Origin of the sequence: Singulisphaera chitinilytica (genome assembly GCF_049331405.1) — a bacterium.
Lineage (GTDB): Bacteria > Planctomycetota > Planctomycetia > Isosphaerales > Isosphaeraceae > PoT.
In genome coordinates this window covers 9,023,205-9,036,550 of the sequence record NZ_CP186274.1, presented here as the reverse complement: position 1 = coordinate 9,036,550, position 13,346 = coordinate 9,023,205, and the positions used below count along the sequence as shown (strand labels likewise).

The following is a 13,346-nucleotide window of genomic DNA, read 5'->3' as shown; positions in this document are numbered from 1 at the left end:
TCGGGGATCGTCCTGTCGAATCCAGACGTCTGCCTGCCTTGCCCGTTCCTGCCGCCCCGCTCTCTGCCGTTCAGGGGCCGACCCCCTCCGGCGGCGAAGGCACCCGCCCCGCCTCGACCGGCCCGACCAGCGGCTTGGCCAGGAAGTAGCGGGTCTCCCCCTTCGGGTAGTCGGGCAGCTCGCCGAAGACGCGGTAGCCTAGCCTCTCATAGAAAGGTCGGGCTTGGAAGCTGAACGTGTCGACCCAGGCATGGTGGCATCCCCTCGCGACGGCGATGCGCTCGGCCTCGTCCATCAACCGAGTCCCCCAATCCTGCCCCCTGAGCCTCTCATCCACGGCCAGGATCGCGATCCTGAGCCACCCCCAATCCGTCTCGCCGAGCACTCCGCCCACGATGGTGCCGTCGTCGTCCCGTAGTACCAGCGCGATCCCCTCCGGCTTCCAGACATGCCCCGCCTTCCTGCTGAACGCATCCAGCGGCGCGAGGATCGCTTTCCGCTCCTCATCCGATGGCTCGGCGATCGGCTCGATACGTGGCATGACTGGGGCCTCCCTGCATCTCTCGGGCTCGGGGCGAACCTCGGAACTTAGGATCTCGCCCTGGGGCGCGTCAAGGGTTCGGGGCTTGCCGGGATCGGACGTCGGTCGCGAAGGCGTTCTTCGGGAAGGCGAGGTCGAGCATCAGGTCCTGGAAGTCGCGGCGGTGGCGCAAGGGATCCCAGCCCCGGGCGTGGCGGAGGTCGATGAGGTTGCGGGGCTCGGAGCCGGCGCGGTGTCGCAGGGCGAGCGATAGGTGCTCGAGCGCGGCATGGGCGTAACGCTCGACCAGGACCTCACGCTCCGAGGGTGAGAGGGATTGGTCCTGAGCCGCCGCGTGCGAGGCGACCGCATAGGCTCTGGCGGCGAAGAAGGGGATGTCGGTGGATTCGGGCAGGCCTTTTAACAAAGACTCGAGGGTCGCGACGGCCAATAGGTAATCTCCCCGCTCGGCCAGGGTCTCGGCGCGGCCGAGTCGGATGATGGGGGCCTCGCGGGGGTCGGCGTGCTCGAGGGCGCGATCCCAGTCGGCGAGAGACTCGGAGTAACGGCCGAGGGCGGCGAGGGCTCCTGCACGGCCCGCCAGGGCCCGGGATAGGGCGGACCGGGCGGTGGCGACCTCGGAGCCGGTGGCGAGGGCGGCCTCGGCCTGGCGGACGGCGGAGTCGTAGTCGTCCCGAGCCGGGGCGAACTGGCGCTGGAGCATCTCGATGTCGCCGAGCAGGCTCGCGCAGTTGGAGGCGGTGATCGCGGAGGGGGGAGACTTCTCGGCGGTCTCGGGGCTCGACGATGTCAGGACCGCGGCGCGCCGGATGAAGGGGTCGGCGCGGTCGAGGCGGCCCCGGGCCATCAGGGCGAGGCCCAGGCGCGCGAGGGTCGTGGCCAGGCCGTCGCGGGCTTCCAGGTCGCCGGGCCTGGATTTGCTGTAGCCCTCGTCGGATTCGAGGAGGGCGTCGAGGGACTGGTTGGCGCGGTCGAGCTGGCCGAGGTCCATCTGGGCGAGGGCGAGGTCCCCCCGGATGGATGACTCGAGGTGTTGACGCGCGTCGGCCTGGTCGGGGTCGGGCCAGCCCTCGGGGCGGTCCACGACCTTCAGAGCCTTGAGGAAGGTGCGCTCGGCCTCCTCGAAGCGGCGGGTCTGGACCTGGAACTTGCCGAGGTTGTCGAGGGCCTCGGCGAGTCGGAGGGATGCGAGCCGGCCGTGCGTGCCGGACCTCTCGAGGTGGGAGAGGATCTGGATCGCGTGGTGCGACTGGTCGATCGCCAATGCCGGGTCGCCGAGCACCCCGGCGGCCTGCGCGAGCTTCTGGTACGAGGCGGCCAGGTCGAGCTTCGCGAGGGCGTCGGGCCCGCGCCGACGGATGAACTGGAGGTAGAACCGCCGGGCCAGTCCGATCAACTCCAAGCGGAGCGTGGCGTTGGCGGGGTCCTGCAAGCGGCGGCTCTCGGCGAGGCGGGTCACGAGCTGGTCGACGACGCCCCGGGCGAGGCGGTAGTTGGCCTCGGCCTGGGCACGCTCGCGACGGGCCTCGGCCTTCGCGACCTTCTCGGCCTCGAGCGCCAGCCCGGCGAGGAGCTTCTCCTTCCGCTCGTGCCGCCGGGCGCGGTCGATGACGACGGCCGAGACGATGGCGATGACGGCGACCAGCAGCAGCGAGGTGGCCCCGGCCAGCACCCAGGCCCGGTTCCGCCTGGCCCAGCGTCCGAGGCGGTTCGTCCAGGGCTCCCGCCAGGCGGAGACCGGCTCGTCGGCCGCCCAGCCGCTCCAGCTCGTCGGCGAGGGCCCTGGCCGTCGGGTAGCGGGCCTCGGGCTCCAGGGCCATCGCCTTGAGGCAGATGGCCTCCAGGGCCGGGTCGAGCCCAGGGACCCGCTCGCTCGGCGTCCGGAAGTGCCCGCGCCTGACCCGCTTGATCAGCGTGATGAGGTTCTCCTCGTCGTCGCCGAACGGGGCCTTGCCGGTGAGGATGCAGTAGAGGGTGGCCCCCAGGCTGTAGACGTCGGAGCGGCGGCCGACGGCGTCGGTGTCCCCCCTGGCCTGCTCGGGGCTCATGAACGCGGGGGTCCCGATCGCCGAGCCGGGCAGCGTCTCGGCCCCGCCGCCGCTGGGGGGCGGCATGAGGGTCTGATCGCCCCCCTCGGGATCGGCCAGGCCCGTGACCTTGGCCAGGCCCCAGTCGACCACGAGGGTCTCGCCGTGCTTGCCGACCACGATGTTGCTCGGCTTGATGTCGCGATGCAGGACGCCTCGGCCGTGGGCGTAGTCGATCGCGTTGCAGACGTCCTGGAACCGCCGCAAGAGCTTGCGCAGCTCCAGCGAGCGTCGGCCGGCGTCCTGCACGAGCGACTCGTCGTCGTGGAACCGGGCGATCGCGTGCGAGAGCGTGTCCCCCTTGATGAGCCGCATGGCGTAATAGGGGCGGCCGTCGGCGTTCGTCCCGAGGCCGTAGACGGGGACGATCCCCGGATGCTCGAGGTTCCCCGTGACCTCGGCCTCGAGCAGGAACCGTTGCCGGCTCGAACGGTCGTCGGCATGCTTGTCGACGATCCTCTTCAACGCCACTTCCCGATGCAGCTCGGAGTCGAGCGCGACGAAGACCGTCCCCAGGCCCCCCCGGGCGTGCGGGCGCAAGATCCGATAGCGACGGCCGTCGGGGGCGTCGGTCACGACCATGGTGCGGTCGGGGTCGTCCGCGTCGCCCTTAACCTCGACCTCGACCTCGGTCTCCCCGCCCCTCGCCTCGGGACCGAGGTGGTCGAGGATCGCCGTGACCTCCGAGTCGTCCCCGTCCGGGAGGAGGAGCCGGGTCGTGTCGTCGTTTGTGGCCTGGGCCTCGGCGGTGTCCTTGAGGTGGAGCGCGACCATCGCCTCGACCGCCGCACCCTTCCTGTCGTCGAGATGCCCGAGCCTTCGCAGTTGATCGGCGAGGTTGGAGCCGGCCTCGCGGGTCCGGGCGCGGAAGGCGGCCAGGAGCTGTTCCTGGTCGATCAGCCCGTTCTGGAGCGCGATCAGGCCGAAGAGCAGGTCGCGGTCGGCTGCGGGCATGGAGGAAGGTCCGGAAGAGTCGAGTTCCCTCGGGGTCTGCCCGCGATTATGGGGCAAGGGCCGGGCGCTTTGCATCCCGATTCGCCCCGATTCCCGGATTCCTGGTCGACCCGGTGCGTTGCGGAATCGCCTTGCAGAAGTGTCGGAAGAACCGATAGCCTCATGCGTTCCCCCCCTTCGACGATGTCGCCGACCGGCCCGGCTTGCGCGGGCCAGGCCTTGGGGTGGAACGCTCATGTCGATCTCGGTGCTGATCCTCGGGTGCGCCTCGTTCTTCTACCAGGCCTCGGAGGTCGGCGTGAGGCACTGGACCCCCGCCGTCTCGCAGGAGGGGGAATTCTCGGTCGAGCTGCCGACGAGGCCGAACCGGCAGTCGACGAGGATGCGGAGCAGCCCCGGGGGGCACTCCCGCGTGATCGAGATCGGGGCGAAGACGGAGTCGGCCGAGTACCTCGCCCAGCGTTTCGACATCCCCACCGGGATCGTCCGGGGGGCCGAGCAGTCGCACCTCGACGCCGAGCGCGACCAGTTCGCCAGGGACTACCGCGGCCGGGTCGTCACCGAGAAGCGAGTGACCTTCGAAGGGAAGCCCGGGCGCGACTTCACCATCAGGGCCGAGCCGACCAAGGGGGGCGGGGTCGTCATGATCCGGGTCCGCGAGTATGCCTCGGGCAAGGCGATCTTCGCCCTGATGGTGGTCTCGGTGCCGAACCATGAGCTGCCCGACGACGCCGGCCGGTTCCTCGGCTCGTTGCGGTTCGGCTCGACCCGGGAGCCCGATTCGAAGACCCAGGTCCTCGGCCCCGAGGCCACCGGCAAGCCCCTCGCCGGCTGGGGCCTGGCCGTCGACCCCGACGGCGACTGCAAGATCACCCCGAAGGGCAAGGACCTGTCGATCGAGGTCCCCGGCACGCTCCACGACCTCAACGCCGACATCGACCGGCTGAACGCCCCGAGGGTCCTGCGCACCGTGGAGGGGGACTTCGAGATCCAGGTGAGGGTCGTCGGCGACTTCCGCCCCAAGGGGCCCTCGACGAACCCCAAGAGCATCCCCTGCAACGGCGCCGGCCTCTTCATCTGGCGCGACGCCGGGAACTACATCCGGCTCGAGCGATTCGGCATGCTCCGCAACGGCAACATCGTGACAGTCGCCAACTTCGAGGAGCGCGAGGAGGCGAACCGAGGCGCCGTGCATAACGCCAAGATCCCCCCCGGCGACATCCTGCTCAAGCTGATCCGGCGCGGGGGCCGCGTCCAGGGGGGCGTGAGCGTCGACGGCAGGAACTGGCAGGTCCTCCAGCCGATCGACGTCGCGTGGCCGGCCCGGGTGAAGGTCGGGCTCGCGGTGGTCAACTCCGACTCGTCGCCGCTGGCCGTGAAGTTCGAGGGGTTCTCGCTCAAGGGGAAGGTCGTCAAGGAGGACGATCAGTAACCGGTCGGGGCGAGGTCGCCGCAACGTCCCGGGTCGATCGCCGCGGCGGCGATCCGGAGGCTCTCCTCCAGGCGAGGCCCCGGCCTCGAGAAATAGGCCGAGCCGTCCACGAGCGTCACCGCGCCGGCTTGCACGGCTTGAAGTCGGGCCCACTCGGGGCGATCGCGGAGCGAGGCCATCTCGGACTCCCCTCGCTCGACGCTGAACCCGCAAGGCGAGAGCAGGATCAGGCTGGGGTCGGCCTCGAGGATCGCTTCCCAGGTGATCCGCCGGGACCGCTCGCCGGTCTTGCCGATGACCTCGGTTCCCCCGGCGAGGGCCACGATCTCCGGGTTCCAGTGCCCCGCGGAGAAAGGCGGGTCGAACCACTCGAGCAGGAGCGTCGAGCGGGGCGCGATCCCCTCCCGACGCCTGGCGATCTCGGCGGCCGTCGCGTGGAAGGCGGCGACGAGGGCCTCGGCCTCTTTCTTCGCGTCGAGCAATTCTCCGACGCGGCGGAAGACGGCGTGGACCCCCGCGATGTCGAGCGGGTTGACGCTCTCGACGTGGGGGGAGCCCGGCAGCTTGGCGGCCACGCGCCGGACGGTCGCCTCGTTCACGGCGCAGACGTCGCACTGCTCCTGCGTCAGGATCAGGTCGGGGCGGAGCTGGGCGAGGAGTTCGGCATCGAGGTCGTAGAGGCTCCCCCCCTGCTCCGAGACGAGGGCGTCGATGGCGCCGCTGGTCGCGGCCGCCGGGATCCGGCTCCGCGTCAGGTGCGGGAGCTTCTCGACGCCGATCGGGAAGTCGCACTCGTGCGTGACCCCGACGAGGTCGTTCACCCGGCCGAGGTCGGCGACCAGCTCGGTGAGCGAGGGGAGCAGGCTGACGATTCGCATGGGGAAAGCACCTCTCCTCGGCTCGGCCGGTTTCGAAACGAAAGGGGCGAGGGCCGGTCATAGCCCTCGCCCCTGCTGGGATCACTCGGGGGCGTGGACGTCGGTCGTCGGGCCGACGGAGACGACGGTCATCGGCAGGAGCGGCCACTGCTGGCAGAGCCGGTGCAGGTCGTCGAGCGTGACCTTGGAGAACGCTTCCAGCTCGTGGGCGACCGAGACGTACTCGCGTCGGTACGTCCAGTGGAACCCGAGCGAGGCGAGCCGCCCCATCGGGCGCTCGCTGCGGAGGACCGAGCGGGCGAGCACCTTGTTCTTGGCCTGCGTCAGCTCCTCCTCGGTGAGGTCGCCGGCCATCGCGGCGCGGTAGACCTCGGTGATCCGGGCGAGGTTGGCCTGGGTCTCGTCGGGCTCGCAGCTCAGGAAGGTGAAGAAGGTCCCGGCCTGGTTGTAGTCCTGGTACGAGACGTCCACGCCGTCGGCGTAGCCGGGGTCGATCAGGCTCCAGTAGAGGCGGGAGCCGGTGTGGTCCCCCAGGACCGTCGCCAGGAGCTGCGCGGCGTAGCGGTCGGCGCTCTCGAGCGGCGGGGCGTCGGCGACGCCGATGACCGTCTGCTGCTGGTCGTCGGCGCGGAGGAGCGCCTGGAACGAGCCGGTCCCCTTGGGCGGGACGGCATTGCGGGTGGCCTCGCCCCCGGTCCACGAGCCGCAATGCGACTTCGCCAGCTCGACGATCTGGTCCCAGTCGCTCTTGCCGGCGAAGGCGAGGACGATGTTTGCCGGGCTGTAGCGCTTCTGGAAGTAGGCCCGCATCTCCTCGACCTTCATCGCCGTGATCGAGTCGACGGTGCCGAGGATGCTCTGCCCGAGCGGGTGCCCGCCGAAGTGCGCCGCCTTGGCCGCCTCGTACGCGACGGACATCGGCGAGTCGAGATACATGCGGATCTCTTCGATGATCACCTTCTTCTCGGTGTCGAAGTCGTCCTCGGCGAGGTTCGGGCGGAGGATGTCGGAGAGGATGTCGAAGGCCCTGGGCAGGTACTCGGGGAGGCAGGTCACGTGGTAGAACGTGTCCTCCTCGGAGGTCTGCGCGTTGTGCTTGGCCCCGACGCGGTCGAAGTCCCGGTTGACCGCCAGGGCGTCTCGCCTGGGGGTCCCCTTGAAGATCATGTGCTCGAGGAAGTGCGAGACGCCCGCGACCTTGGGGGCCTCGTCCCGGCTCCCGGCCTTGACGAAGAACCCGGACGCGACCGAGTGCGCCTGGTCGTTCAACTCGGCGATGACCTGAAGGCCGTTATCCAGGACGGTATGGTGGAATCGCATCGGTACTCCCAATGACGTGGCGAGGCGAGGTGTTCGATCTTGTCTTGATATGTGCGGGCGACGGGCCGGTCAGGCCGGCGGGACGACCAGGGCGTTCGGTCCGAGGGTCAGGATCGTCATCCCGTCCTTGCCCTGGGTGGCCGCGTACTCGCTGACCGACGCCGGCGTCAACGCGTCGAGGGCCGCCGAGATCTCGTCGAGCGAGCGGACCCGCTTCAGGTGGAACCAGTCGGACGCGAGCGAGGCCGAGCGGCTCATGCTCGACTCCTGGGCCATGATCAGCGAGCTCTTGAGCCCGGCCTTCATCGTCTCGAGCTCCTCCGGCTCGACCCCGTCCTTGGCCAGCCTGGCGATCTCGGCGAGGGTCACGTCCAGGGTCTCCTGGGCGCGGTCGGCCGACGTGCCGGCGTAGCAGAGGATCGCCGCGCGGTCGATCTGGCTCTCATAACTGGCGTAGACCGAGTAGCAGAGCCCCCGCTTCTCGCGGACCTCGGTGAAGAGCCTGGCCGACGAGTAGCCGCCGAGGATCGCCGTCGCGGCGCGGGCCCGGTAGTAGTCGGGGCTGGAGAAGGTCGCCGTGGGGTACGCCAGGGCGATCTGGATCTGCTGGGTCTCGCGGAGGATGTGGTCCCGGCTCGGGCCGGTCGGCTTCACCGCGACCGTCGGCTCGGGCTGGCGCCCCCAGCCGCCGAAGAGTCGGCCGATGGCGTCGCGCAGGACCGGCCAGTCGATCGCCCCGGCCACGCCCAGGATCGCGCCGTTGGGGCGATAGGCGGCGGCGTGGAAGGCGCGGAGGTCGTCGGGGGTCAGGGCCTCGATCCCCTCCGGAGAGCCGGGCGAGGGGCGTCCCCAGGGATCCGGGAAGTGGCGGCGACGCAACTCGTAGATGACCTTCGTGCCGGGGTCGTCCTCCAGGCTTCGCAGGTTCTGGAGGGCCAGGGCCCGGATCGGCTCGACCTCCTCGTCGTCGAAGTGGGGGCGGAGGACGACGTCGGCGAAGATCTCGAGCGCCGGGATCAGGTTGCGACCCAGGGTCGCCGCGGCGACGCTTGTGTGCAGGGTTTGGGCGCTCTCGCCGTGGCTGACGCCGAGGTTGTCCAGCGCGCTGAGGAGTTCCCGGCTGTCGCGGTCGCCGGCGCCGCGGGTGATCCACTCGGAGAGCATCGCCGCCGCGCCCGAGCGGTCGGCCGGCTCGTAGGCGGATCCCGCCGGCATGAGCAGGGTGAAGGCCGCCGATTGGACCCCCGGCATCGACTCGGCGATGAGGACCAGGCCGTTGGGGAATTGATGCTGCTGGATCAGGGAGGCGTCAGGCACGTGGACCTCGGGGCAAACAGTGAACGTCCTTCAAAACGCAAGGTCGTCGATCGAACGCAACCCGGACGAATGTCCTCGGCGCCCGAGCCCGACCCGGTGCGGCTTCGAGGCGACCATCATGGTGGACCACTTGGTTTATGGCCCATCGTAGGCGCCGCGCCAAGCCCTGCTCGCCGGATGAGGGGGCCCGGGACTCCCGAAAGGGACGCGCCGGACCCTCGCCCGTCGTCGGGCAGCAAGTGGTCCGCCCCGCACGAATGATACCGAAACTGTGTGGACGACTCACGATTAAGCGCAGCGGCCCGATGGAATTCGGCCGCCCCGAGTGCGATCTCGGGGCGGCCGATCGGCCGGCGGCAGGGGTTCTCTACCCGGCGCCCCGTTCGTCGAACGTCCGGTTCGCTACCGCCTCGCGCGATAACGGCCAGGGCGAATCCTCCCGCGCCATCGCTGGGAGGCCACGTCGTTCCCGGCGGATACATAGTAACACTGTCTAATATATTAGGTGCGGTGTCATCTCCCGCGGCCCCTGCGGGATCGCTGGCATCGTCGGATCAGCAAGCCAAAGATGTTCAATGGGATGAAGATCAGGCGTGGGTGTCACATCCTGCCACGGCCGACTATACCTCTCGAGGGGGTGATTATCCCAGGGCGAAATGGCATCGGGGCTGATGCCGTTGGCCTGGATTACGGGGGGCATGCTGCCTCGGAGTTACTCGGGGACCGAATGCCTTGGTCCTGCATGCCGTGTTGAGAAATCGACAGACGAACTGGACGATTTGAAGTGTGGATGGGTACCCGATTGTAAGCGCGGTGATTTATGGATAGGATCTTCACTAGCCCATCTCACACCAACATCTCTCCAGTGTGACAGAGGGCAAGACCGTCCGCTCCACGGCCAGTGTCGCCTCCCCGACCCTCCGCCCGTGAGGCCGTCTCGAAAAGAGTCGAGGGGCAGGATCCCGCCCCTCGCGCTCGCCACGACTGTGTCCTAATCCGAATTCGCTAAGAGGAGCCGAATCCGATGAATCGGTCGGTCGGTCGCCCCGATGTCGGCTTCCGTAAGCGGTTGCCGTGCCTCGCCCTGTTCGCGATCCTGGTCGGCTGCAGCGATCAGTATGCTGATGTCGGCACGATTAGCATCGAGGAGTCCAAGAAGAAGGCCGCCGCTGCAGGGATCGTGAGGGGGGGCGACGGGCCGCGCCCAAAGAAGGGGCGACGGGCGCCCGCCCCACCTTCACCCGAGCAACGCAACCAGGACGGGGCGACTCATCGCTGAGCGTCTCGCCCCCCGCCGTCCGCACGAGGCGACTCAACGCCGATCGCCTCGTCCCCAACCGTCCGCCCGTTCGGGAGGCTCTTTCCCAATCCCCCTCTGTTCCGGAGGCCTTCGATGGTCCATCGCGAACGCCCTGGTTCTCGCGGTTTCACGCTGATTGAATTGCTGGTCGTCATCGCCATCATCGCCGTCCTCATCGCGCTACTCCTGCCGGCCGTCCAGGCGGCACGGGAGGCCGCCCGCCGCTCCCAGTGCGTCAATAATCTCAAGCAACTGGGTCTCGGCGCGGCCAATTACGAGTCGACGTACAGGGTCTATCCGCCAGGACATATGGACCAGCGGATCTCCCCGACCAGCATCCAGCTCGGCATCGGGGTCTTCACCTTCATGCTCCCCCAGATCGAGCAGAATGCGGCCTTCAACGCCTACAACTACTCGCTGGCCCTGCCCTCGGCGGCTAACGTGACGGGTGCGTCACTCGGCATCTCGACGCTCTGGTGCCCGAGCGATCCGGCCATCACCGATGGCAGTACCCTGGACACGTACTATGAGTATCGCCCGGACCCCTTCCGCCAGAAGCATTCCAGCTACGCCGCGAACCGGGGGACCTGGTATCTCGGGACCAGAGTCGACGACACCTACAACATGGATGCGGCGCCCTGCTTCCAGACGATGGCCGGCTCGATGACCGGGATGTTCTGGAATCGGAGCGCCATCTCGATCGCCCAGGTCACCGACGGCCTGAGCAACACGATGCTTTTCGGCGAGCACGCCCACGCGATCCTTAGCCCCGACGATCAGGCGTACTACCACTGGTGGCAGTCGGGCTGGTGGTCGGACAACTTCTTCGACACCAACTACACCGTCAACGCGCACCGCAAGTACAAGGGGGAGATCGCCAACGGCTGGTGGTGGGTGCCCCTGGAGGCCCCCTCGAGCTTCCACCCCGGCGGTGCGAATTTCGCCTTCGCCGACGGATCGGTCCGCTTCGTCAAGGAGACCGTCGCGAGCTGGCCGGTCGACCCGAATAATGCCGGCGATCCCGTGGGCATCAACTACGGCTCGAACTGCGGCGAGTACCAGTATGGCAGTGCCAGGCCTTTGGTCCTCCAGGCCCTCTCCACCCGCTCGGGCAGCGAGGTCATCAGCTCCGACGCCTATTGACAGGTTGCCTCGACGACCCGGGCGAGCCCCCTTCGCCCGGTCGTACGTACTCCGGGGCGCCCGGCAGACATCATCGGGTCATGGTGATATGCTCCGTACGAGGATCGCACCTCGGTCGTGACGCTTGCGATCCGCAAGGTTACGGTTGAGAGGCCCCGCGACGGACCTGACAACCATCACCTGCAGAGGTCGGCTTGATGCTCTCTCCGAGGCTCCGAATGACGACGGCGATGGCCGCCGTGCTGCTCTCCCTTGGCCTGATCCAACCCCCGGGCGCGATCGCCGCGGACGGGGCTTCCGCCCCCAGGCCGGCGGCGGTCCCTCCCGAACACCTCGTCCTGAACTACCACCTGATGCACCCGGGGGGCGAGAGCCTGCCGGGGGACCCGAACGCGGCCTTCTACCTCGACGGCCTCTACCACCTGCACTACATCCTCCAGCACCCCTGGAAGGATCGCCGGTCGTTCTCGTTCGTCCACGTCACGAGCCCGGATATGCTCCACTGGACCTGGCAGGCCACCAAGCTCCAGCCGGCGTTCACCGGGCACGGGATGTTCAGCGGCACCGGGTTCCTCACCAAGGAGGGCAAGCCCGCCGCGATCTACCACGGCGAATCCTCGGGCAAGAACCAGATCGCGATCGCCAAGGACAGCAAGCTCTCCGCCTGGGAGAAGCCGTATCCCGTCGACGTCCGCGACGCTAGCGGGGCCGAGCTGAAGATCAACCACTGGGATCCTGACTGCTTCCTGATCGGCGACACCTACTACTCGATTTCGGGCGGCGAGAACCCCCCGCTCTTGAAGTCGAAGGACCTCAAGACCTGGACCCGCGTCGGCGACTTCCTCCGCCACGACATGCCGGATGTTGCGAAAGGTGAGGACATCTCCTGCCCCAACTTCTTCCCGATCGGCGGGAAGTGGATGCTCCTCTGCATCAGCCACGACCTCGGCTGCCGCTATTACCTGGGCGACTGGGACGCGAAGGGCGAGCAGTTCGTCCCCACCTCCCACGCCCGGATGAACTTCAGGCGAGAGGGGCAGAGCCTCTTCAGCCGCGAGTCATGGCGGGCCGACTTCTTCGCCCCCGAGAGCGTCCTCACCCCCGACGGCCGCCGCGTGATGTGGGCCTGGCTCGCGACGGCCGACCGCAAGGACGGCCTGATGAGCAACCTCACGCTCCAGTCCCTCCCCCGCGAGCTGAGCCTCCCCGAGGACGGCATCCTCCGGATCAAGCCCCTGCGCGAGCTGGAGACGCTCCGCTTCGATCCGACCACGGCCGAGAGTATCGACCTGACCCAGGCCGCCCGCACGCTCCTCGCCGACCGCTCGCCGCCGGGCACGAAGATCGCGGACCTCTCGGGCGACTCCTCCGAGATCCGGATCACCATCCCCCGCGCCGAGGCCGAGCGCAAGCTCTTCGGCTTCACCGTCTACGCCGACGGCAAGGGGGGCGGCCTGCCCATCGTCTTCCGCCCCGAGTACGGCACCCTCCGCGTCGGCACGGCCGAGGCCCCCTTCTCGATCGCCGACCTGCCGAAAGGTGAGGACGTGACGCTGCGGATCTTCGTCGACCGTCACATCGTCGAGGTCTTCGCCAACGACCGCCAGGCGCTCCTCGCCCACCACGCGGAGTATGCTGGGCACCCGACCCTCGCCGCCTTCACCGTCGGGGCCCCGACCCGGCTCGGGAAGGTGGAGTCCTGGAAGCTGCACCCCACGAATCAGGGGTTCCGCGAGGCCCAGAAGGACCGCGTCTGGGAGCCCTCGCCGCGCTGAGGGGTCGTGGGATCGGGGGTCGGCGGCGTCTCAGCTGCCGACCGCCTTGTAGAGGGTCTTGGCCCTGCGGAAGCCGACGTTCCGGTAGAGCCGGACGGCCCCGATGTTCTCGGCCGTGACCTCGAGGAAGGCCCGGCGCAGGCCGGCCTGGTAGAACCCGCAGAGGGCCTGGCGGATCAGGGCCTTGCCCAGGCCCATCCCCCGGTATTCGGGGATGACGCCGAGGTTCTGGATCGCGCCGATCGGGCCCCGCTCCATGACCCCCTGCACCGTGCCGACGTAGCCGCCGGGGGTCCGGATCAGCCAGGTGGCCGACGAGAGGAACCCCGGCTTCCGGCGGATCTCCCGCATCAGGCGCTGGCAACCGTGGCGGTCGCCCAGGCAGGGGAAGACGCAGGAGTCGATCTCCCCCCGGAAGCTGAGGAACTTCACCTCGGCATGCTGATCGACCAGCGACTCATCCCACGAGGTCCACTCGAATGGGGACGCCAGGACGGCGGAGTCGAGCGCCGTGTCGAGGTCAATCTCCATCCGGAACCGCTTGTAATACGTGATCGCCATCGCGTCTAAGGGGGGCGAACGCGGCCCGCTCCGAGTCG

10 protein-coding genes and 1 pseudogene are annotated in these 13,346 nt (G+C 68.8%); 4 read left to right on the top strand and 7 right to left on the bottom strand.

Annotation, left to right across the window (positions count from 1 at the left end):
• Positions 1-70 precede the first annotated feature (70 nt).
• The 3 genes and pseudogenes from ACOYYX_RS35195 to ACOYYX_RS35185 all read right to left on the bottom strand — a co-directional run.
• The gene (locus tag ACOYYX_RS35195; protein WP_422927328.1) at positions 71-541 is read right to left on the bottom strand and encodes a GNAT family N-acetyltransferase; all 471 of its coding nucleotides are present in this window, start codon (positions 539-541) and stop codon (positions 71-73) included.
• A 70-nt stretch (positions 542-611) separates the two neighbouring features.
• Entirely contained in the window at positions 612-2,213 is a 1,602-nt protein-coding gene (locus tag ACOYYX_RS35190) for a hypothetical protein (RefSeq protein WP_422927327.1), read from the bottom strand.
• Between the two features lie 160 nt (positions 2,214-2,373).
• Positions 2,374-3,210 (bottom strand): annotated as a pseudogene (locus tag ACOYYX_RS35185) (serine/threonine-protein kinase); the annotation flags it as partial.
• Positions 3,211-3,817: 607 nt separating this feature from the next.
• On the opposite strand from ACOYYX_RS35185, the gene ACOYYX_RS35180 reads away from it, so the two are divergent.
• Positions 3,818-5,014 (top strand): DUF1349 domain-containing protein, encoded by a 1,197-nt coding sequence (locus ACOYYX_RS35180; protein ID WP_422927326.1) that lies wholly within the window; start codon positions 3,818-3,820, stop codon positions 5,012-5,014.
• On the opposite strand, the gene ACOYYX_RS35175 is transcribed toward ACOYYX_RS35180, so the two are convergent.
• The 3 genes from ACOYYX_RS35175 to ACOYYX_RS35165 all read right to left on the bottom strand — a co-directional run bounded on the left by ACOYYX_RS35175 (position 5,008) and on the right by ACOYYX_RS35165 (position 8,529).
• Complete coding sequence (locus ACOYYX_RS35175; RefSeq protein WP_422927325.1) at positions 5,008-5,892, bottom strand: cobalamin-binding protein; 885 nt, start codon at positions 5,890-5,892, stop codon at positions 5,008-5,010. The genes ACOYYX_RS35180 and ACOYYX_RS35175 overlap by 7 nt on opposite strands.
• Positions 5,893-5,973: 81 nt before the next feature.
• Complete coding sequence (locus tag ACOYYX_RS35170; protein WP_422927324.1) at positions 5,974-7,212, bottom strand: M16 family metallopeptidase; 1,239 nt, start codon at positions 7,210-7,212, stop codon at positions 5,974-5,976.
• A gap of 69 nt (positions 7,213-7,281) precedes the next feature.
• Complete coding sequence (locus ACOYYX_RS35165) at positions 7,282-8,529, bottom strand: M16 family metallopeptidase (protein WP_422927323.1); 1,248 nt, start codon at positions 8,527-8,529, stop codon at positions 7,282-7,284.
• 1,024 nt (positions 8,530-9,553) lie between these two features.
• On the opposite strand from ACOYYX_RS35165, the gene ACOYYX_RS35160 reads away from it, so the two are divergent.
• From ACOYYX_RS35160 to ACOYYX_RS35150, 3 genes are all read left to right on the top strand, one after another.
• The gene (locus ACOYYX_RS35160) at positions 9,554-9,808 is read left to right on the top strand and encodes a hypothetical protein (protein WP_422927322.1); all 255 of its coding nucleotides are present in this window, start codon (positions 9,554-9,556) and stop codon (positions 9,806-9,808) included.
• A gap of 114 nt (positions 9,809-9,922) precedes the next feature.
• Positions 9,923-10,972: a DUF1559 domain-containing protein gene (locus ACOYYX_RS35155; protein ID WP_422927321.1), complete on the top strand. Its 1,050-nt coding sequence runs from the start codon at positions 9,923-9,925 to the stop codon at positions 10,970-10,972.
• Positions 10,973-11,190: 218 nt separating this feature from the next.
• Positions 11,191-12,747: a glycoside hydrolase family 32 protein gene (locus ACOYYX_RS35150; RefSeq protein WP_422927320.1), complete on the top strand. Its 1,557-nt coding sequence runs from the start codon at positions 11,191-11,193 to the stop codon at positions 12,745-12,747.
• A gap of 30 nt (positions 12,748-12,777) precedes the next feature.
• On the opposite strand, the gene ACOYYX_RS35145 is transcribed toward ACOYYX_RS35150, so the two are convergent.
• Positions 12,778-13,308, bottom strand: a complete 531-nt coding sequence (locus ACOYYX_RS35145) for a GNAT family N-acetyltransferase (RefSeq protein WP_422927319.1) — start codon at positions 13,306-13,308, stop codon at positions 12,778-12,780.
• Positions 13,309-13,346: the final 38 nt, after the last annotated feature.

Coding starts and splice junctions, on each gene's coding strand:
- ACOYYX_RS35195 (WP_422927328.1), bottom strand. CDS start 541: ATGCCACGTATCGAGCCGATCGCCGAGCCATCGGATGAGGAGCGGAAA.
- ACOYYX_RS35180 (WP_422927326.1), top strand. CDS start 3,818: ATGTCGATCTCGGTGCTGATCCTCGGGTGCGCCTCGTTCTTCTACCAG.
- ACOYYX_RS35175 (WP_422927325.1), bottom strand. CDS start 5,892: ATGCGAATCGTCAGCCTGCTCCCCTCGCTCACCGAGCTGGTCGCCGAC.
- ACOYYX_RS35170 (WP_422927324.1), bottom strand. CDS start 7,212: ATGCGATTCCACCATACCGTCCTGGATAACGGCCTTCAGGTCATCGCC.
- ACOYYX_RS35160 (WP_422927322.1), top strand. CDS start 9,554: ATGAATCGGTCGGTCGGTCGCCCCGATGTCGGCTTCCGTAAGCGGTTG.
- ACOYYX_RS35155 (WP_422927321.1), top strand. CDS start 9,923: ATGGTCCATCGCGAACGCCCTGGTTCTCGCGGTTTCACGCTGATTGAA.
- ACOYYX_RS35150 (WP_422927320.1), top strand. CDS start 11,191: ATGACGACGGCGATGGCCGCCGTGCTGCTCTCCCTTGGCCTGATCCAA.
- ACOYYX_RS35145 (WP_422927319.1), bottom strand. CDS start 13,308: ATGGCGATCACGTATTACAAGCGGTTCCGGATGGAGATTGACCTCGAC.